Origin of the sequence: Planktothrix sp. FACHB-1365 (genome assembly GCF_014697575.1) — a bacterium.
In the GTDB taxonomy this organism is placed as follows: Bacteria; Cyanobacteriota; Cyanobacteriia; order Cyanobacteriales; family Microcoleaceae; genus Planktothrix.
Genome location: NZ_JACJSC010000007.1, coordinates 93,258 through 112,092, shown reverse-complemented (window position 1 = coordinate 112,092; position 18,835 = coordinate 93,258). Strand labels below are relative to the sequence as shown.

The window sequence follows — 18,835 nt, the reverse complement described above, 5'->3', positions numbered from 1 at the left end:
TAAACGAATGACTTAGATTTCAAGGCTCGATTCTGTTTTGTCATTCTATTGCTTCTCCTCCGACAACCACATTGCGAATGCGTAAACTAGGGCCTCCACAGCCTACGGGTAAACCATTTTGTCCCCCTTTTCCACAACCCCCCGATTCATCCCAGTAGAAGTCATTGCCAATGGCTTCAATATCTGTTAACGTTGTAAAGACATTTCCTGATAACGTCACATCCCGAACCGGTTCTGCGAGTTTACCATTCCGAATCATCCACGCTTCTCCTGCACTGAATGTAAACATTTCGCCATTGGTCATTCCCCCTAACCAATTGCGAGCATAAACCCCTTCTTTAACATCACTGAATAAATCTTCAACGGACGTATCCCCCCTTTCAATCCAGGTGTTGGTCATTCGCACCAACGGAGGAAAATGATAATTTAAACACCGGGCATTTCCAGTGGGAACTTCCCCTAATTTGCCTGCGGTTTCGCGGGAATGAAGGCGACCAACTAACGCGCCATCTTGAATCAGTTGTGTGGTGGTCGCCGGAGTTCCTTCATCATCATATTTATAGCTTCCCCGATGGTCAGGAGGGGCAGCACCATCAAAGATTTGTAGGTTTTTGGGGCCAAATTGACGGCCCAGGGTCATGACTTCTAAGATATCTGGATTTTCATAGGCCATATCCGCTTCAGACAAATGACCAAAGGCTTCATGAACGAATAAACCGGACAAAATTGGGTCAATGACAACGGTATAAATATTGCCTTTAACGGGGGGAAGTGCTAAGGAATTAACCGCCCGTTGCGCCGCACTGCGAACTTGCTCATCTAAATTCGTTAAATCTTCATAGGCTTTGCGGGAACCTGTGGTTTCTCGCCCGGTTTGTACGGTTTCCCCATCCCTGGCGGTGGCTGCAAACCGCATTTCCATATCCACCCAGGATTGTTCTAAGAAAGTGCCTTCGGAGGTGATCAGAATTAACCGTTGGGTGCTGTCATTGTAGCGTACAGATATAGTGGCAATACGGGGATCAACACTGCGGAGAATGTGACCATAGCGATCGCAGAGTTCCTTTTTTTGGGCCAGGGGAACTTGACGCGGATCGGTTCCCGTTAACGGTAAGGTACAGCTATCTTGAATAATGGGAATGGGAGCAAGCAGAGTTTCTTCGTCGCCTATGAGTTTTGCGGCTGCGATCGCTTCACCGATGCGATCTTCTAGGGTTGAAAGTCGATTAAAACTAGAAAACCCCCATCCTCCTCGATAACAGGCGCGGACTTGACCGCCAATAGAAAGTCCTTCACTTAAGGTTTCAATCCGATCTCTGCGTAACAAAATATCTGTTTCTTCCGCTTCTTCCAAACGAATTGCTAAATAATCCACTTGGGATTGGTAACGGGCCATTAAATCGGCTAACAGATTCTTCACATCAGCAAGCAAACTGGGCATAATGGTCAGCAATGTTGACTATATTTCCCTATTTTGCATCATATTGGGGGTGTTGACAGTTATCAAGTATCCGCATTATCAGTTATCAGTGTAGGAGTCAGGAGTCAGAATATTAGGAGCCATTGATTTCCCCCTCTTCTCCCCCTGTCCCCTTCTCCCCTCTTCCGGGGTAAACTCCCCCCTAGGGGGTTCGGTTCTACGAATATACGATTAGGGAAATATGGCTATTCTGAAAGGAGAACTAATCTTGCTTGGAGCGCGAGTAAGAGTAGGATTCAATTTATTTCTAAATTTTATTTTTAAATTTCACAAACAGTTTTGGTGCACAATGATGAATGAAATATTATTACCCACACTTAGCGATATTTTAGCGGAAGATGAAACTCATTCTTTGAGTTCTTTGTCTTCGTCTCAACTACTCGATCATGCAGACAATAATTTTCAGGATTCTTTTACTTTTAAACCCTATTCAAAAGCAGAAAAAGAATGGTATAGCGGGGTTAAATCTATTAATTTTTTATTAGAAGAAATTCGATTAAAAGCGAATGCAGAATCGATTAATACTATTTCAAATTGTCCTTCTCTAAAATCTAACCCTTTATCTTCGTTAGGCTTAATTATTTCCGGGCCAGTTCCCGTTTTAATTCATCCCTATTTAGCGATTCATTTTGCCACCCAAATTTTTACTCATGATCTCTCAAAATTAGGAGATGAATTAGTCTTAAAATTACGCCATCCTTTAGCCTTGCTTCCGCCTTCTGATGGAACGTCTACTTCCCTCCCTGAAACCTTAGCCTGTCCTTTACATGGGAAAGATCCCTTAGTCAAAGAACAGTTTTGTTTAGTTTTAACTCGTCAGTTTAGTTTGATCATGGTTTTGGGTCAAGATCCAAAAGGAAATCCGGCTTTTCTGTTTTCCTTTAATCCTGATATTGTTGAAAAAGCCTTATTAATGCTGCGCGATCGCATGGACTTAATTCAAGGAACAGCAAACCGTGAATTAAGAATGGAAATCGCTAGACAGAAAGCCAAATTAGAGGAAAATATTGCCCAATTTTTGCCCATTGAACCGAGTTATCAAACGGTGATGAAATTCAGTCGTTTACTCTTAAATAATTTATGTTTAGAAATCAATAAAAAAGCTGAAGTAAACCCTTTAAACAATAATTTAAAAACCGTTACAATTACAGTCCCTAAATTAGCTAAAGTTGCCGAAAAAATTAGTCCGAAACCGTCTTCTCAATCCCCAGAAACACCCATTCTGGACAATCCCATCCAAACCGCAGAAGTGGAATTATTACAAGCGATCGCCCATGAAGTCCGAACCCCGTTAGCTACGATTCGCACCTTAACGCGACTGTTATTAAAACGGCCAGACCTTCCCCCGGACGTGATTCGGAAGCGTTTAGAAATGATTGATCAAGAATGCACAACCCAAATTGATCGCTTTAATTTGATTTTCCGGGCTGTTGAATTAGAAATAGAACAAGCTCGACAAAGTAGCCGAGGTCATCGAGACGAGAAACCCCTACCTTTACCTTTAACCGCTATGTCATTAGGAGATGTGTTTCAAAGTAGCCTTCCTCGGTGGCAAAAACACACGAGTCAGCGTAACCAAACCTTAGAGGTAATTTTACCCCAAAAATTACCGACTGTAATCAGTGATCCTACTATGCTGGATCAAGTATTAACGGGAGTGATTGAAAATTTTACCCGTAGTCTTCCCGATGGTAGTCATATTCAAGTGGGGGTGAGATTAGCCGGACATCAATTAAAATTACAATTAGAATCCCATCCCCAACCGGAACAAGAGGGTGATTCTACATTTGCCGTGTCTCCCCAATCTCCGTTAAAATCAATAGGGCCGTTGTTAATGTTCCAACCGGAAACCGGAAGTTTAAGCCTGAATCTGGCGGTGACTAAAAATTTATTTCAAGCTTTAGGAGGGAAACTGGTTGTTAAACAGCGCCCCCAACAAGGAAACGTGATGACGATTTATTTACCGCTTTCAGAAACTTACAATAATCCCTAAAATTTAGGATGATCGATTCTGTTGGGTTCAATTAATTTATGGGAATGGCTAAACAACATTTTCTGTTAATCAGTGCTTCTATTCTTGTTCTTGAAGGTTTAATGGCTGGGGTCGCAGTTGCTCAACCGGATCGTTATGGAGCGATCGCAACCTCAGCATCAGGGGGTTGGGGTTATGGTTACGATTATCTGACTCGACAAGAAGCCGAACAAAAGGCATTGAGAGAATGTGGTAAATCTGATTGTCAAGTCCAGGTTTGGTTTAAAAATGCCTGTGGCGCAGTGGCTAAGGATCAATTAGGAAACTTGGGCTGGGGATGGGCTGTAACCCGTGAACAAGCCGAAGCCACTGCTTTGTCGGGATGCGGTACAGGGACTTGCAGAATTCAAGTCTGGGCTTGTACAACGCGGTAATTAGTTTAATGATAAAAACGGTACAAGAAACTGGGTTTTTTGACCCTCGTGCCTAAGTCCTGTAAATTACAAGGAGGACAATGCCAGCAAAAGATGTTTACCATGAAGCGGTTAAAAATGCTTTAATTAAAGAGGGTTGGACGATGACAGCCGATCCCTATCCTCTGGAATATGAGGATGTTGAACTTTATCCTGATTTAGCAGTAGAAAAAGTCATTTCAGAAGAACAAAAACAACGTAAAATTATTATTGAGATTAAAAGTTTTATTAGTTCTTCATTAATGAAAGATTTTGAATTGGCTTTAGGACAATATATACTGTATCGTAATTTAATTCAATGAGCTTCGAGATGAATACCAAGAAATTTACTTAGCGATTAAAGATGAAATTTATGACACTTTTTTTCAAAGAAAATCAATTCAAGCTGTAGTAAAATTAAATCAAGTTGCTTTACTTGTTGTTAATACGGATAAGGAGGAAATAGTACAATGGATAAATTAACTAATTATCGTCAAACTATTAAAAAAATATTAACAGAACATGATTATCTTGCTAATCGTTCATCTAAGAAAAAATATGAAACTTGTTTAATTTTTGATGAAACTCATGATCATTATTTATGGATGTCTGTAGATTGGGTTAATCAAAAGAGAATTAATAATACTCATGTTCATATTCGTATTAAAAATGAGAAAATTTATATTGAGGAAGATTGGACAGAGGAAGGTATTGCTAATGAATTATTAGCCGAAGGTGTACCTAAATCCGATATTGTTTTAGCTTTTCATGATCCTGAAACTCGTAAATTGACTGAGTTTGCTGTGGTTTAATAGTTTTTGTTTATAATGGTAGAATTAGTGATGGTAAACTACTGTTTAAATCCTTTTTGTATAAATCCCCAAAATCCTGATGGAACAATTGTATGTTTATCTTGTCAAAAAAATATTTTACTAGATAATCGTTATCTTCCAATTTCTTTTTTAGGCGGTGGAGGACAAGGGAAAAATTATTTAGCAATAGATGAAAAAACTCCTACTAAAAAACGTTGTGTAATTAAACAATTTTGTCCTCATCCTAATATAGCAAATGATCCTAATAATTTACAAAAAGCGACTGAATTATTTAACCGTGAAGCAATGGTTTTAGATCAATTAGGAGATGAATCTCCACAAATTCCTCGTTTACTAGCACATTCACAACAGGAAGGTTTTTTATATTTAGTTCAAGAATTTATTGATGGTGAAGATTTGTTACAAGAATTAAAGCAAAAAGGTAGTTTTTCTGAATGGGAAATTAATGAATTTTTACATGATATTTTACCTGTCTTAAAATTTATTCATAAAAAAGGGGTAATTCACCGAGATATTAAGCCAGAAAATATAATGAGGAGAAAAGATGGTTTATTAGTATTAATTGATTTTGGTTTATCAAAAGATTTAAGTCAAACTGTCATGGCTGTGGGTACAATTGGCGGTACAATGGGTTATGCACCACAAGAACAATTACTCTATGGTGAGGCTTATTTTGCCAGTGATTTATATGCTTTAGGTGCTACTTGTATTCATTTATTAACAGGAACACCTCCTCATCAATTATATAATCCAATGAAAAAATGTTGGTTATGGCAAGATATTTTAAGTCAAAGAGGGATACAAGTTAGTAATAATCTAAGTCAAATTTTAGATAAGATGTTAAAGATTGATGTTAGTAAGAGATATCAGTCTGTTGATGAGGTTTTAGAGATTTTACAACCTGTTAAAACTGTCGTCGTGGGTGTTGTAAATAAACCTAAGCAAAATATTCTTAATAAGTTATTTAATGTTTTTGGTGTTTATCCTTCTTTAAAATGTATTCAAACTTTTGATATTAATTTAGACAAAAAAAACAGTAATTCATATCAAAAAAGACCTAATAAGATTGAATTTAATCCTGACGGTAAAAGTTTAGCAAGTTCTTCTTATTATACGGGAATTGATCTATGGAATTGGATAACAGGTACTTTAATTACTACTTATAAAGAAGGAGGTTATAGTTTTGCTCTACATCCTAATGGAAAAATGATTGCTACAATAGATACAGCGTTTGGCGACAAAATTAATATTTTGGAAACAGATACAGGTAATCAAATAAAAACTTTAACATTAGGTCATTATGGTTATTTAGGATCTGGAGTTTATTCTCTTGTAATTAGTCCTGATGGCAAATTAATTGTTACTGTTATTTCAGGTACATTTGTTCTGGATCAAGATAATTTATTATACAATGGTAAATACATTGTAATATGGAATATTCAATCAGAAGAAAAAGTATATTATTTAGGATGTCATTATCTTTTGGATTCTTTATGTTTATCATTTACTCCTGATAGTCAAATTATGGCTAGTTCAGGTAGGGATGGACTTATTAATTTATGGGATATGAAAACAGGAAATTTAATTAGAACAATAAAAGATTCTACATGGAATTTAGAATTATTGAAAGATGCTTATTTTGGGATTAAAATCTATAATAATAAGGTTGGAATTGCTATAAACAAAACTATCTCATTTAACCCCCAAGGAAACATCTTAGCAAGTGGAGGATGGGATAATTTAATTAAATTTTGGAATCCTAAAAATGGTCAATTAATAAAAACCTTATCAGGACATCAAGACGCGATTAATTCTATCGCATTTAGTCCTGATGGTAAACTATTAGCTAGTGGAAGTAATGACAATACAGTTAAAATTTGGGATGTATCAACAGGAGAAATATTATATAATTTAACAGAACATAAAGGTTATGTAAATTGTGTCGAATTTAGCCCTGATGGTCAAGTTTTAGCAACTGCAAGTAATGATCAAACTATTAAAATTTGGCAATTAAATTAGAATATTTTAGCTTTTTGATGTGTAGAGGAGTTTGGGGGTGCGATCGATTCTTGATATGTAAGGCGTTTTATGTTTATTGATTGGCAATCACATATTTTTTGCTAATCAAGGGAAAAATTTATAAATATCTTTCCGATGTAAAAACCTAGTAAAAATAATTGTATCTTTACTCAATTCTATCCCTACCCTATAGTTGCCTAAACAGATAAGATAGAATGTATCATAACCTTGTAATTTTTTGAGATGATTCGATCGCTAGAAACGTTTTTTCCACTGTTGAGGATCACGCTTAACATGGAAAAAAGCCAAGATAAAAATAATATCATCGTGAATTACATAAAACAAACCATAGGGAAATCTTGGCAATAATTTCCGGCGTACATTATTATAAATAATGGGATAAGCGAGAGGATTTTGTTGAATTAAAGCTAAATTTTGATCTACAACTCGAATCAACTCTGATCCAAGTTGGTTAACTTGTGATTCATACCACTGATAAGCATCATCTAAATCTAATTCAGCTTCCTCTGAAATTTTAATTTTATATGTCATCTTTAATAATTCTTCGCTTAACGACTTCCCAAGATTTACCTTCATTTTCAAAATTTTGATAAGATGCTAAACGCCGATCTAATTCCTGTTTCTGAGATTGAGTTAAAGGAATTTGATCAGCATCCATAACAACACTATCCCAAATTTCTTCTATTAATTGAAGCTTTTCGGGAATAGTTAGGGGTAAAATTTGTTCAGATAATAAACTATTCATAAATAAATCGAACAATTTAACTTGATGATCTTTACTTAGCTTAACTTATTTTTACCATTTTGTGTCATTAATTTTTGTTAATTTCTTCAAATCTTGATTCAAATTTGATTTTCATTAATCTTCACTATCTAATAAAGCAAATATTTTTTCTTCAGAAGCAAAATCATCTTGTCTTCCTTCTTTAATAGCATTAGCTAGAGAAATTTCCTCCAATGCTTCTAGGATAAGATCATAAAATAAATCTTTTTTAGTTTTAATAATTTCTACCATTATTTCTGTCAGCATTTCTTTTGTAATGTCGTCATCAATTGATAATTTCATGGTTTACCATGTCAAATTTAGTTTTTAAAATTATAGCATATTTTAAATAATCGGAACAGATTGATATTGTTTCATTATTTTTTTTATTTCTATTACTTCTTTACTTAAATTAAAAGGTATTTTAATTACTTATGCTTCCAATAAAGATAAAATAGAATTTTCACCCCCATGAACATTTTGCAATAAAAAACAAGATTCCGCAATAACTGCTTCACAAGTAAATAAAGGAGGACGTAACTTTTTCCATGTTTCCACTGTCCACTGATGAAAATTATCACTTTTATCAATAAAAGCAACTAAAGGGGAAGTATCTATAATAATGTCTGATTGCATTATTGACCAAATCCTTGAAGGTACTTTTTATTAGTAGATAAATCCCCAATTCCACTTTCTACAGAACCAGCCCATTCCTGAGCTAAATCATAAGCAGAGACTTCTTGTTCTTGATTTTCTTGTAATTTATGTTTTTTACTATCCATAAATTCAATAAAATCTAAAATGGTTTGTTGTTCAGTTGTTAGGTTTCTAAATTTATCTAACAGTGTATTTTCTTTAATTCTAGGTTCATTAATTCCTTGAGTCATAATTTTACTGCAAGATTAAACAGTTTTGGATACTATTATATTACGTTACTTCCTCTGAAGCCACAGTAGTCTGATGTGGATAATCTACAGTTCATATTGCAGTCGCAACAGTTTACGCAATCGACTATCTGTTAACATGGAACTGCAAACATATTGCCAACGCTCAAATACAAAAGAAACTTGCACAATTAAGTATGGAAGCCGGATACGAGTTGCCAACGATTTGTACACCTAATGAACTAATGGGAGATTAATGATGTGGAAAGATGAAGTTCTCGAAGAGATTTACAGAATACGTGAAGAACACGCAAAGTCCTTTAACTATGATTTGCAAGCAATTTGCGATGATCTTCGTAAAAAACAATCTAATAGCGACAGACGAACTATTTCAACCCCACTCAAACCTCGTAATCAGCCGGATAACAAATTATTACAGCCGACCTCCTAGAGATTATTTGATGGAAGTTGGAGGCTTTTTGTGGTGGCTGAACTCAACCGTTGGGGAGAAATTGAGGTGCGATCGCTTTATTATTATTTACCTATATTTAAAAAATGCTAATTGCTCACCCTACAGTTATTAAAAAATATTATTATTTACCTACATTTAGAGCAGTCTTATCTAAGGGAATAAACTCAATATTAAATTGCTCAAATAACTCAAAAAATAAATCAAAAGCTAACTTTTCGTCTTCTACTTGAGATAAAATAATTGTTTCCCAACCTTGAGCCGAATTAATTTGATATTTCTTTTGTATCCATTGCTGAAATTGAGCAAATTGTTTTTCTTGTTGTGTTAATTGTAACCCTAACTCTCCTCTTGACATACTGTAACCCATTAATAGCATTTTTAAACGAGTTAGAGATACTTTTCCTAAATACATTCCCGGGCGTTGTTTAATTCTTGCTAATAAATCATAGAGATATTCTTGAGTATTTTTATTGCCGTTTGTTGGAGTTAAATCTAGCATAAATTTATTCCTTGTTTTTACTAAAAATCTTCTTCAGTGATGATTAACTCTTGTCCTAAGTGAATTTTACCAAAAAATTGAAAATTAGCCAACCATTCTATTTTAGGTATTCCTTGAGGATGGTGATTATCAAAAACAATCTCAACTTCATCTAGGATAACTATTACTCCTTCATGGTATCCTGTTTCTGAAATTGCATCACCTCCAATACTATCATCATAAAGAAAACAGTTACGATAATCTAAATCTGCTTGTGTATTAACTTTAATTAATTTACCTTGAATTCCTTCCAGTTGCAAATATTTTTTGATAGCTAAAGCACATTGAACACATTGTAAATTAGGATGATTATTAGCTATTTCTGCTAAGTCTTGTTTTTGTTTTGGTGTTAAATAGTTCATCAAGGATAAATTTTATAATTCTACCCAATTCTCTAAATTTAAACCCTCAACTCTAGCTAAGTCAGTATCATTATAAACCCTAATTAAATCCTTAGTAGTCGCAAACTCAACTATCGTTACCCTTTCTTCGGCTACAGACAAACAGACTGAGGGAAGTCCATCGCAAGATTAAAAATGGATCATCATGACTAGGATAGGTCAGTCTGAGGAAAGTTCCCAAACCCTAGTGGGACTCAACCCTCAAACCCATAATTGGAATCAGGGAAGGTTTAAACTCAATCTTTTGGTAAGATTAGCTGTGATCCACACTCGCTTATCAACAATTGCAATGGCACCAACCCTACTTTTTAATGCGCTGAGACAAGCAACCGATGAAGAAATGGCTCGTGACCCCTCCGTGTTTGTGTTGGGAGAAGATGTGGGTCACTATGGCGGTTCCTACAAAGTCACGAAAGACCTTTATCAAAAATATGGAGATTTGCGGGTTTTAGACACTCCCATTGCAGAAAATAGTTTTACCGGAATGGCCGTTGGCGCTGCAATGACGGGGTTACGGCCGATTATTGAAGGGATGAACATGGGATTTTTGTTACTCGCCTTCAACCAAATTGCTAACAATGGGGGAATGCTGCGTTATACCTCTGGCGGAAATTTTAAAATGCCTTTGGTGATTCGTGGCCCTGGGGGTGTGGGCCGTCAATTGGGTGCGGAACACTCTCAACGGTTAGAATCTTATTTTCAATCAGTTCCTGGGTTAAAAATGGTCGCTTGTTCGACTCCTTATAACGCCAAAGGGTTACTGAAAGCGGCGATTAGAGATGATAATCCGGTTTTGTTTTTTGAGCACGTTTTATTATATAACCTCAAAGAAGATATCCCCGACGAAGAATATATTGTCCCGATTGATAAAGCGGAAGTGGTCAGACGCGGAAAAGATGTAACGATTTTGACTTATTCTCGGATGCGTCATCATGTGATGCAGGCGGTTCCGACTTTAGTGAAACAGGGTTATGATCCTGAAGTGATTGATTTAATTTCTCTCAAACCTTTGGATTTTGATACGATTGGTGAATCCATCTGCAAAACTCATCGCGTGATTATTGTTGAAGAATGTATGAAAACCGGGGGACTGGGAGCAGAAATTACCGCTTCAATTAATGATCGTCTTTTTGATGAATTAGATGCGCCTGTATTGCGGTTAGCATCCCAAGATATTCCGACACCTTACAATGGAGCTTTAGAACGACTCACGATTGTTCAACCAGAGCAAATTGTTGAGGGTGTTCAGAAGATTCTAAGTAAGAAATTTTAATCAGCTTTTTCAGTTATCAGTCATCAGTCATCAGTCATCAGTGAAAGAGTTAATAGTTAATAGTTGACAACTATTAACTCAAGGTTAAAAAATGATGACTGAGTGCGGACGGGGAAACCCCGCCCTACAATTGATAACTGATAACTGATAACTGATAACTGATAACTGATAACTGATAACTGATTACGATGCGAAAACAACGTTCTGTTTTAATTCTAATTTTGGTGGTGATTATTGCCTCCATTGTTGTCCTTGCTAATGTTCCTTTACGATTAGGTTTAGACCTACGGGGAGGTTCTCAACTTACCATTCAATTGAAGCCTTCAGAAGCGGTTCCAATCATTGATGAACGGGTTCTAACGTCTGTTCAAAGCGTGATTGAAAACCGGGTGAATGAACTGGGAGTATCGGAAGCTTTAGTACAAACCGTTGGACAAGATCAAATTGTTGTACAGTTACCGGGGGTTAATAACCCGGAAGAAGCAGAACGAGTTTTAGGAGGAACGGCGCAATTAGATTTCCGCGAACAAAAGCCGGGAACAGAACAACAACTTCCGGTGGAATTGCAAGTTCAGCAAGGAATTAAACAACAAATTGAAGAGGCTAAAAAAAAGGGAGATTCTCAAGCTTTAGCGAAAGCGATTGAATCTTTGAATCAGAGTAATGCAGCGATCGCTCAACTCTATAATAGTCCTATTTTGAGAGGGCAAGATTTAAAAGATGCCTATCCTGAACCTGTCCAAGGTGGAGGAAACTGGAATATTGGTTTAGTGTTTAGTTCTGAAGGGGGCGACAACTTCGCTGAACTCACTAAAAATTTAGCCGGAACTGGGCGAACAATTGGGATTTTTCTAGATAATAATTTATTAAGCTCCCCGTCGGTTCCTGTAGAATTTGCCGATACAGGAATTACAGGAGGTCGAGCCGTTATTACAGGACGATTTACCGCCGAAGAAGCTAATGCTTTAGCGGTACAATTGCGAGGTGGGGCTTTACCTGTTCCCGTGGAAATTGTGGAAAATAGAACCGTTGGGGCTACATTAGGACGAGATAGTATTAACAAGAGTGTTTATGCTGGGGTAACGGGTTTAATTTTAGTCCTGATTTTCATGATTGTTTATTATCGATTACCGGGCTTAATAGCGGATTTTTCGTTATTGATTTATGCGTTATTAAGTTTAGCCCTATTTGATTTATTGGGTGTAACTTTAACGTTACCGGGAATTGCAGGTTTTATTCTCAGTATTGGGATGGCGGTGGATGCTAACGTTCTAATTTTTGAACGAACTCGTGAAGAATTGAGAGCGGGAAAAACCCTATATCGTTCTGTAGAATCAGGCTTTTATCGTGCTTTTAGTAGCATTTTAGATGGTAACGTCACAACGGTTATTGCTTGTGTCGCCCTATTTTGGTTAGGTACAGGATTAGTGAAAGGTTTTGCCTTAACATTAGGACTAGGGGTAGCGGTGAGTATGTTTACTGCCATTACTTGTAGTCGTAGTTTTCTCTTCCTCGTTCTTGATTTTCCAGAGTTAAGAAAACCTGAATTATTCTGCCCAAATTTGAAAAAAATCTCTCAGTAGTCAGTAATCAGTAATTAGTAATTAGGGAACAATCAACCGTCAACCGTCGTAGGGGCGGGGTTTCCCCGTCCGTACCCGTCAACCGTCAACCGTCAACAATTAACTAATTTATGGCTTTTAGTGTTATTAAACAACGCAATTTATGGTGGGCGATTTCTGCTGCGATTATTCTGGCTGGAATTATTGCTATGGCGATTTCTTGGACTCGCCCGGATATTGGCGCACCGTTACGTCCGGCGTTAGATTTTGTCGGAGGAACTCGTCTTCAGTTGGAACTCGATTGTTCGGTTCCCAATAATTGTAATGGCCCGATTGATCTGACTGAAGTTCGGGAGGTTTTAGCAACTCAAGGTTTAGCAAATAGTTCCATTCAACTGTTAGATAAAGATGCGGGTAAAAACGATAAACAAATTGTTTCGATTCGGACAAAAAGCTTAAATGTTGAAGAACGAACCAATTTGCAAAATGCTTTAAGTGAAAAAATCGGAGCATTTGACCCAAAAGGAACTCAAATTGACACCGTTGGCCCCACCGTTGGTCGTCAAATTTTTCTATCGGGATTAACGGCTTTATTGTTATCTTTTGCTGGAATTACGGTTTATTTAACCTTTCGATTTAAGCTGGATTATGCCTTTTTTGCCTTTGTTGCCTTATTCCATGATGTTTTAGTTACCGTTGGAATTTTTGCAATTTTAGGCTTAGTCTTGGGTGTGGAAGTTGACAGTTTATTTCTAGTGGCTCTGTTAACCATTGTAGGATTTTCTGTTAATGATACGGTGGTGATTTATGACCGCGTTCGGGAAGTGATTACCCGTAACCCCGATCTTCATATTAATCAAGTGGTGGATGATGCGGTAGAACAAACCTTAACCCGATCCATTAACACCACTTTAACCACTCTATTGCCCTTAACTTGTATTTTCCTGTTTGGTGGCGAAACCCTGAAATATTTTGCCTTAGCCTTATTAGTGGGATTTATAGCTGGGGCTTATTCGAGTATTTTTATTGCTAGTACAATGTTAGCGTGGTGGCGCGATCGCAAACCCGCTTCTGTGTCTTTAGCAACCGAAAAAGAGTAAATCAGTTATCAATTATCAGTTATCAGTTATCAGTGAAAGAGTTAAGAATTAATTGTTGTTAACTGTTAACTAAAGCTTAGAAAATGATGACTGATTATGGGCGGGGTTTCCCCGCCCCTACTGATTAATGTTTTTAAGATAAATGAATAGGAGTTAAATTCCAGTCGGGACGGAGGTTTTTAGCCCCTCTTAAATAAGGGTGATAAACTTGGGTTTGATGAGCAGGTAAGTTAACATGAACTAAGAAGCGAATACATTTTTCTAAACTGCCTTCGACGTGCATTTGTTGAACATCTAATAGAGGAACATTGTGCCAAAGGGGACGTTCACGGGCGATCGCGGCGGGAAAAATAGCATCTAAATCTTTTGTGACTGAAAACGTTAAACTAATAATTTCATCAGGATCAAGTTGATTACGGGTTTCTAATTCATTTAATAATTCTATAACCGCTTCTCGAATGGCTGCAACCGAATTTTCTGAAACCGTTGTTGCGCCACGAATTGCACGAACTCGCCAGTCCACAAATAAAATCCTCCGATATCGAGATGTTCATCGTTCCCAGTGTAGCAAGAGACGGAGACAGGGAGAGGGGGACGGGGGGACAAGGGGACAAGGGGACGGGGAGATGGGGAGATTTTTAGGGTTTGATGAGCCAGCTTTTGGGGTGGTTAATCATGTTGACTAAACTACCAAGGATTTTGTCGTAGGTGGTGTAAAGTTCTTGACCTGTATGTGCGTCTAAATATCCACATTGCACCGCAAATTTAATCCAGACTTGAGTTTCACTGGCTTCAGCTTCTGAATCATTGAGTTTAGCAATGAAAGCGGCTTCATATCTTCGTTTTCTCCAAGCTTCCGCTAAATTAGCACATACAGAACGAGAAGAACGTCGAATTTGATCGGTTAGAGAATATCGTTCTTCTATAGGAAATCTCTGGGATGCTTTAAAAATCTGCATGGCTCCCTGAAAGGATAACTGATACACCTCCAAGTCTTCAGGAGTTCTAATAATTTTCTTCCTATCTTCTCCCATCTCCTCATCCCCTCATCTCCTTATCTCCCTGTCCCCCCGTCCCCTTGTCCTCTTCTACGGTCGATACATCCACAAGGGTAAACCGTTTGTAGATAGCTCGAATTCTAACCAATGGTTAGCAGCAATTAAACTATTAGGCGTTAAATTATTACCTAAAACTTTATTAGCAAAAGATTTAGGTTTTTCTAACGTAAAACATTCGGTTTTGTCGGGATCGAGTTTAACCAATTCTGCTGCCCAACGTCGGGCTTCTTCTTCTGTTCCTAAACGGTCTACAATTCCCAGTTCAACAGCTTGTTGTCCGGTAAAAATTCGACCATCAGCAAAGGTTTTAACGGTTTCTACGGGTAAGTTACGAGATTCGGCAACGGTTTGTACAAATTGTTGATAACTGGTATCAATTAATTCTTGCAAAATTTGTTGTTCGGGTTCAGTGAGTTCTCGATCAAAAGACAAAATATCTTTATAAGGGCCGGACTTAATGACTTTGAAAGAAACCCCCACTTTTTCTAATAACCGTTCTAAGTTATTACCGCGTAAAATAACACCAATACTTCCGGTAATTGTTCCTGGGTTCGCCATAATATGTTCGGCTCCCATGCCAATATAAACGCCACCGGATGCCGAAATATTGCCGAAACTCGCAACAATTTTGACTTTTTTCTGCAACCGTTTTAGGGCGCTATAAATTTCTTGGGAGTCGCCAACGGTGCCGCCAGGACTATCAATTCTCAACAATAGGGCGGGAAATTTCTTTTCTTCAATGGTTTTCAGGGCTTCTAACACCTGTTTGCGCGTATCTCCGCCGATCGCACCATTAATTTCTATGCGGGCGATTTGTTTGCGGTATCGAGGTTTAAAGGGCCAAATCATGGGTAATGACAGAACTGTATTAAATTAATAATATTGTATAAACTTCTTAATAAAAGTACATAATTTTCGTCCCCCCTACCTGGAGAACCGAATGCAGCCTTGTCCTGAGCCTGTCGAACGGAAACCGCAAACCCAAGCCAAATTACCCTTTCAGCCTTTATTGTTAATTGCCCCATTCTTCTTTTGGGGGACAGCAATGGTCGCGATGAAAGGCGTTATTCCCCATACAACGCCGTTTTTTATGGCGGGAGTGCGGTTAGTCCCCGCCGGGGTTTTGGTACTCTTGGCGGGGCTACTGTCGGGACGTCCGCAACCGAAAGGCTGGCGAGCTTGGTTATGGATTTCAATTTTTGGGTTCGTTGATGCAACTTTATTTCAAGGATTTTTAGCCCAAGGGTTAGTGAGAACCAGCGCTGGGTTAGGATCGGTGATGATAGATTCCCAACCCTTAGCCGTTGCTATTTTATCGCTATGGTTATTTCAAGAAACCATTGGATTTTGGGGGGCGTTAGGATTAACTATTGGCATTATTGGAATTAGTTTAATTGGTTTACCTGATGATTGGATTTTAGGCTTATTTAATTCGGAATTATTGATAACTTCTGCCGATTTTACTCAACTATTTAATAGTGGCGAATGGTTGATGTTATTAGCGGCGTTATCAATGGCTGTGGGAACGGTATTAGTGCGGTGGGTTTGTCGATATGCTGACCCGGTGATGGGAACCGGATGGCACATGATTATTGGGGGTTTGCCTTTATTTGGGTTATCGGCACTTTTAGAAACTCAACAATGGCAAAATATTGATCTGTCGGGTTGGGTGGCAATGAGCTATTCTACAATATTTGGAAGCGCGATCTCTTATGGTTTATTTTTCTATTTTGCATCCAGTGGTAGCTTAACGAGCTTGAGTTCGCTAACGTTCCTGACACCCGTTTTTGCTTTATTATTTGGCAATTTCTTTTTACAAGAAGTCCTCAGTCCGTTACAATCAATAGGAGTTGGCTTAACGTTAGTCAGTATCTATTTGGTAAATCAACGAGATACCTTAGCTGAAAAGCTAAAAATCAAACGTTCCCAGGATTTAGCCCCATCTCAACCAGAAACCAATTTATTACAACCCGCAGAGGGAAATTCCGTTGAGTTACCAATAGAAATCAAAAAAATAGAGACTAGCTAAAGCATATCTCTATCTCTCAAGATGTAGTTAATCCCCAAATTTTATCATGAAACTCGGTGCAAATTATTTAGGCGAAAATCGCTGTGAATTTCGCGTCTGGTCGCCTTTGCGAGAAACCGTTTCCCTTAAAATTGTGTCTCCTGAAGAACGATTAATTCCCTTAGAACGAGATCAACAGGGATATTGGAGTACAACGGTTGAAAATATTCCCCCAGGAACCCGTTATTTTTATCAATTAGATCACCAATTTACCCATCCTGATCCTGCGTCCTATTCTCAACCGGAAGGGGTTCATGGAGCATCAGAAGTCATCGATCAAAATACGTTTGTTTGGCAAGATCAAGACTGGAAAACAATTCCGTTAGATCAATTAATTGTTTATGAACTACACGTCGGAACCTTTACTCCAGAGGGAACATTTGAGGCAATTATTCCCCGTCTTCCTGACTTATTAGAGTTAGGAATTAATGCTATCGAATTAATGCCCATAGCTCAGTTTCCAGGCGATCGCAATTGGGGTTATGATGGCGTTTATCTCTATGCGGCTCAAAATTCTTATGGGGGTGTAGAAGGGTTAAAACGCTTAGTAAATGCTTGTCATCAGCACGGCGTTGCAGTGATTTTAGATGCCGTTTATAATCACTTTGGGCCGGAAGGAAATTACATGGCAGAATTCGGCCCCTATTTTACCGAACGTTATCGAACAGCTTGGGGTTTTGCGATTAATTATGACCAAGCTTATTGTCAGGGTGTCAGAGATTTTGTGATTGAAAATGCTCTGTATTGGTTACGAGATTTTCACATTGATGCGTTGAGATTGGATGCGGCGGATAATATTTTTGATCTCGGTGCTAAACATATTTTACAAGAATTAGCTGATAATGTCGCTGAATTCTCTCAGCAGCAAGGACGAAAGTTTTATTTAATGGCTGAAACCGATTTAAACGATGCCAGATTAATTCGTTCTAAAGCGGTCGGAGGGTATGGTTTAGATGTGCATTGGTGTGATGATTTCCATCATGCAATTCATACCGTATTAACGGGTGAAGATATTGGTTATTACAAAGATTATGGTCGTTGTGAACAGTTAGCCAAATCTTACCGAGAAAGCTTTATTTACACTTGGGATTATTCTCCCAACCGCAAACGTTTACATGGACAGTCGGCGAAAGATTGTCCTCCCTATCAATTTTTGGTTTTTAGTCAAAACCATGACCAAATTGGCAACCGTTTATTAGGGGAAAGGTTAACAACTTTAGTCTCTTATGAAGCCTTGAAATTAGCGGCGGCTACGGTGTTATTGTCGCCTTATATTCCCTTATTATTTATGGGGGAAGAATATGGAGAACCTGCACCCTTTCAATATTTTATTAGTCACTCGGATCAAGATTTAATTGAAGCGGTACGAAAAGGACGAAAAGCTGATTTTGAGGCGTTTCATCTAGCCGGTGATCCCCTTGATGTTCAAAGTCAAGAAATCTTTGATCAATGTCAGTTAAATTGGCACTTAAAACAGGAAGGAAAGCATAAAATATTATGGGAATTCTATCAAACCTTAATTCGATTACGACGGAGTATTCCGGCTTTGAAATTACGCGATCGCAACCATCAAGAAGCCCAATGTATTGAGGAGAATAAATTATTATACTTCCGGCGTTGGTTTGAAGATCAGCAGGTTTTTTGTTTGATTAATTTTAGCAAAAATCCGGTTTCCTACAGTCCTAATTTAATCGGTAAAACTTGGCATAAGCTGTTAGATTCTACCGATGAAAAATGGATGGGTTCAGGATCAAATATACCCGAAACGTTAACGGATACTTCAGAATTAACGTTAGTTCCAGAAAGTTTTGTCTTGTATGAAACTTAATTGTTGTTTTGATCAATTCTAACGAGATATAGCAAGTCTAAATCAGTTGTAGAAATGACTTAAAATCCAATTCATCGTAGGGGCGAGGTTTTCTCGCCCTAACACTGGGAT

Annotated in this window: 22 protein-coding genes and 1 pseudogene; 12 read left to right on the top strand and 11 right to left on the bottom strand. The window is 37.8% G+C overall.

The window, feature by feature from the left end; genetic code table 11:
- Positions 1 to 40 precede the first annotated feature (40 nt).
- Positions 41 to 1,441 (bottom strand): TldD/PmbA family protein, encoded by a 1,401-nt coding sequence (locus H6G57_RS11310; protein WP_190518620.1) that lies wholly within the window; start codon positions 1,439 to 1,441, stop codon positions 41 to 43.
- A 331-nt stretch (positions 1,442 to 1,772) separates the two neighbouring features.
- On the opposite strand from H6G57_RS11310, the gene H6G57_RS11305 reads away from it, so the two are divergent.
- The 6 genes from H6G57_RS11305 (at position 1,773) to H6G57_RS11285 (ending at position 6,756) form a co-directional block, all read left to right on the top strand.
- Positions 1,773 to 3,473 (top strand): sensor histidine kinase KdpD, encoded by a 1,701-nt coding sequence (locus H6G57_RS11305; protein ID WP_190518618.1) that lies wholly within the window; start codon positions 1,773 to 1,775, stop codon positions 3,471 to 3,473.
- 38 nt (positions 3,474 to 3,511) lie between these two features.
- Positions 3,512 to 3,886 carry a DUF4189 domain-containing protein gene (locus tag H6G57_RS11300; RefSeq protein WP_242048944.1) on the top strand — a complete coding sequence of 125 codons (375 nt, stop codon included), beginning with the start codon at positions 3,512 to 3,514 and terminating at the stop codon, positions 3,884 to 3,886.
- Between the two features lie 80 nt (positions 3,887 to 3,966).
- Complete coding sequence (locus H6G57_RS29395; RefSeq protein ID WP_255528355.1) at positions 3,967 to 4,227, top strand: XisH family protein; 261 nt, start codon at positions 3,967 to 3,969, stop codon at positions 4,225 to 4,227.
- A 22-nt stretch (positions 4,228 to 4,249) separates the two neighbouring features.
- Complete coding sequence (locus H6G57_RS29390; RefSeq protein ID WP_309235859.1) at positions 4,250 to 4,387, top strand: element excision factor XisH family protein; 138 nt, start codon at positions 4,250 to 4,252, stop codon at positions 4,385 to 4,387.
- Positions 4,375 to 4,716, top strand: a complete 342-nt coding sequence (locus H6G57_RS11290; RefSeq protein WP_190518616.1) for a XisI protein — start codon at positions 4,375 to 4,377, stop codon at positions 4,714 to 4,716. The genes H6G57_RS29390 and H6G57_RS11290 overlap by 13 nt, the downstream gene beginning before the upstream one ends.
- A gap of 15 nt (positions 4,717 to 4,731) precedes the next feature.
- Positions 4,732 to 6,756 (top strand): serine/threonine-protein kinase, encoded by a 2,025-nt coding sequence (locus tag H6G57_RS11285; protein WP_190518615.1) that lies wholly within the window; start codon positions 4,732 to 4,734, stop codon positions 6,754 to 6,756.
- Positions 6,757 to 7,011: 255 nt separating this feature from the next.
- Here the strand turns inward: H6G57_RS11285 and H6G57_RS11280 are convergent, their stop codons facing one another.
- The 5 genes from H6G57_RS11280 to H6G57_RS11260 form a co-directional block, all read right to left on the bottom strand.
- Positions 7,012 to 7,308, bottom strand: a complete 297-nt coding sequence (locus tag H6G57_RS11280) for a type II toxin-antitoxin system RelE/ParE family toxin (protein WP_072719800.1) — start codon at positions 7,306 to 7,308, stop codon at positions 7,012 to 7,014.
- A complete protein-coding gene (locus tag H6G57_RS11275) occupies positions 7,298 to 7,522 on the bottom strand; it encodes an addiction module protein (protein WP_190518613.1) in 225 nt (74 codons plus the stop codon). The genes H6G57_RS11280 and H6G57_RS11275 overlap by 11 nt, the downstream gene beginning before the upstream one ends.
- A 114-nt stretch (positions 7,523 to 7,636) precedes the next feature.
- Complete coding sequence (locus H6G57_RS11270; RefSeq protein WP_190518612.1) at positions 7,637 to 7,843, bottom strand: hypothetical protein; 207 nt, start codon at positions 7,841 to 7,843, stop codon at positions 7,637 to 7,639.
- Between the two features lie 129 nt (positions 7,844 to 7,972).
- A complete protein-coding gene (locus H6G57_RS11265) occupies positions 7,973 to 8,176 on the bottom strand; it encodes a PIN domain-containing protein (RefSeq protein ID WP_199314206.1) in 204 nt (67 codons plus the stop codon).
- Positions 8,176 to 8,427: a hypothetical protein gene (locus H6G57_RS11260; protein ID WP_190518610.1), complete on the bottom strand. Its 252-nt coding sequence runs from the start codon at positions 8,425 to 8,427 to the stop codon at positions 8,176 to 8,178. Before H6G57_RS11260 ends, H6G57_RS11265 begins: the two co-directional genes overlap by 1 nt.
- 89 nt (positions 8,428 to 8,516) lie before the next feature.
- On the opposite strand from H6G57_RS11260, the pseudogene H6G57_RS28975 reads away from it, so the two are divergent.
- Positions 8,517 to 8,681: pseudogene (locus tag H6G57_RS28975) on the top strand (DNA-binding protein); the annotation flags it as partial.
- Positions 8,682 to 9,017: 336 nt separating this feature from the next.
- Here the strand turns inward: H6G57_RS28975 and H6G57_RS11255 are convergent.
- Together H6G57_RS11255 and H6G57_RS11250 are read right to left on the bottom strand one after the other, a co-directional pair.
- Positions 9,018 to 9,395, bottom strand: a complete 378-nt coding sequence (locus tag H6G57_RS11255) for a hypothetical protein (RefSeq protein ID WP_190518608.1) — start codon at positions 9,393 to 9,395, stop codon at positions 9,018 to 9,020.
- A 20-nt stretch (positions 9,396 to 9,415) separates the two neighbouring features.
- The gene (locus tag H6G57_RS11250) at positions 9,416 to 9,796 is read right to left on the bottom strand and encodes a papain fold toxin domain-containing protein (RefSeq protein WP_190518606.1); all 381 of its coding nucleotides are present in this window, start codon (positions 9,794 to 9,796) and stop codon (positions 9,416 to 9,418) included.
- A gap of 328 nt (positions 9,797 to 10,124) precedes the next feature.
- Here H6G57_RS11250 and H6G57_RS11245 point away from each other — a divergent pair, with 328 nt between their 5' ends.
- From H6G57_RS11245 to secF, 3 genes are all read left to right on the top strand, one after another.
- On the top strand, positions 10,125 to 11,108 hold the full coding sequence (locus H6G57_RS11245; RefSeq protein ID WP_190518765.1) for an alpha-ketoacid dehydrogenase subunit beta: 984 nt from the start codon (positions 10,125 to 10,127) through the stop codon (positions 11,106 to 11,108).
- A gap of 188 nt (positions 11,109 to 11,296) precedes the next feature.
- Complete coding sequence (secD, locus tag H6G57_RS11240; protein ID WP_190518604.1) at positions 11,297 to 12,691, top strand: protein translocase subunit SecD; 1,395 nt, start codon at positions 11,297 to 11,299, stop codon at positions 12,689 to 12,691.
- A gap of 110 nt (positions 12,692 to 12,801) precedes the next feature.
- Positions 12,802 to 13,770, top strand: coding sequence for a protein translocase subunit SecF (gene secF, locus H6G57_RS11235; protein ID WP_190518602.1), 969 nt, complete (start codon positions 12,802 to 12,804; stop codon positions 13,768 to 13,770).
- A 133-nt stretch (positions 13,771 to 13,903) separates the two neighbouring features.
- Here the strand turns inward: secF and aroH are convergent, their stop codons facing one another.
- From aroH to sppA, 3 genes are all read right to left on the bottom strand, one after another.
- On the bottom strand, positions 13,904 to 14,293 hold the full coding sequence (gene aroH / locus H6G57_RS11230) for a chorismate mutase (RefSeq protein WP_190518600.1): 390 nt from the start codon (positions 14,291 to 14,293) through the stop codon (positions 13,904 to 13,906).
- A 115-nt stretch (positions 14,294 to 14,408) separates the two neighbouring features.
- Positions 14,409 to 14,804 (bottom strand): four helix bundle protein, encoded by a 396-nt coding sequence (locus tag H6G57_RS11225; RefSeq protein ID WP_190518598.1) that lies wholly within the window; start codon positions 14,802 to 14,804, stop codon positions 14,409 to 14,411.
- 54 nt (positions 14,805 to 14,858) lie between these two features.
- Complete coding sequence (sppA, locus tag H6G57_RS11220; RefSeq protein WP_190518597.1) at positions 14,859 to 15,677, bottom strand: signal peptide peptidase SppA; 819 nt, start codon at positions 15,675 to 15,677, stop codon at positions 14,859 to 14,861.
- Positions 15,678 to 15,768: 91 nt separating this feature from the next.
- On the opposite strand from sppA, the gene H6G57_RS11215 reads away from it, so the two are divergent.
- Together H6G57_RS11215 and treZ are read left to right on the top strand one after the other, a co-directional pair.
- Positions 15,769 to 16,857 carry a DMT family transporter gene (locus H6G57_RS11215; protein WP_190518595.1) on the top strand — a complete coding sequence of 363 codons (1,089 nt, stop codon included), beginning with the start codon at positions 15,769 to 15,771 and terminating at the stop codon, positions 16,855 to 16,857.
- Between the two features lie 46 nt (positions 16,858 to 16,903).
- Positions 16,904 to 18,724 carry a malto-oligosyltrehalose trehalohydrolase gene (gene treZ, locus H6G57_RS11210; RefSeq protein ID WP_190518594.1) on the top strand — a complete coding sequence of 607 codons (1,821 nt, stop codon included), beginning with the start codon at positions 16,904 to 16,906 and terminating at the stop codon, positions 18,722 to 18,724.
- Positions 18,725 to 18,835 lie beyond the last annotated feature (111 nt).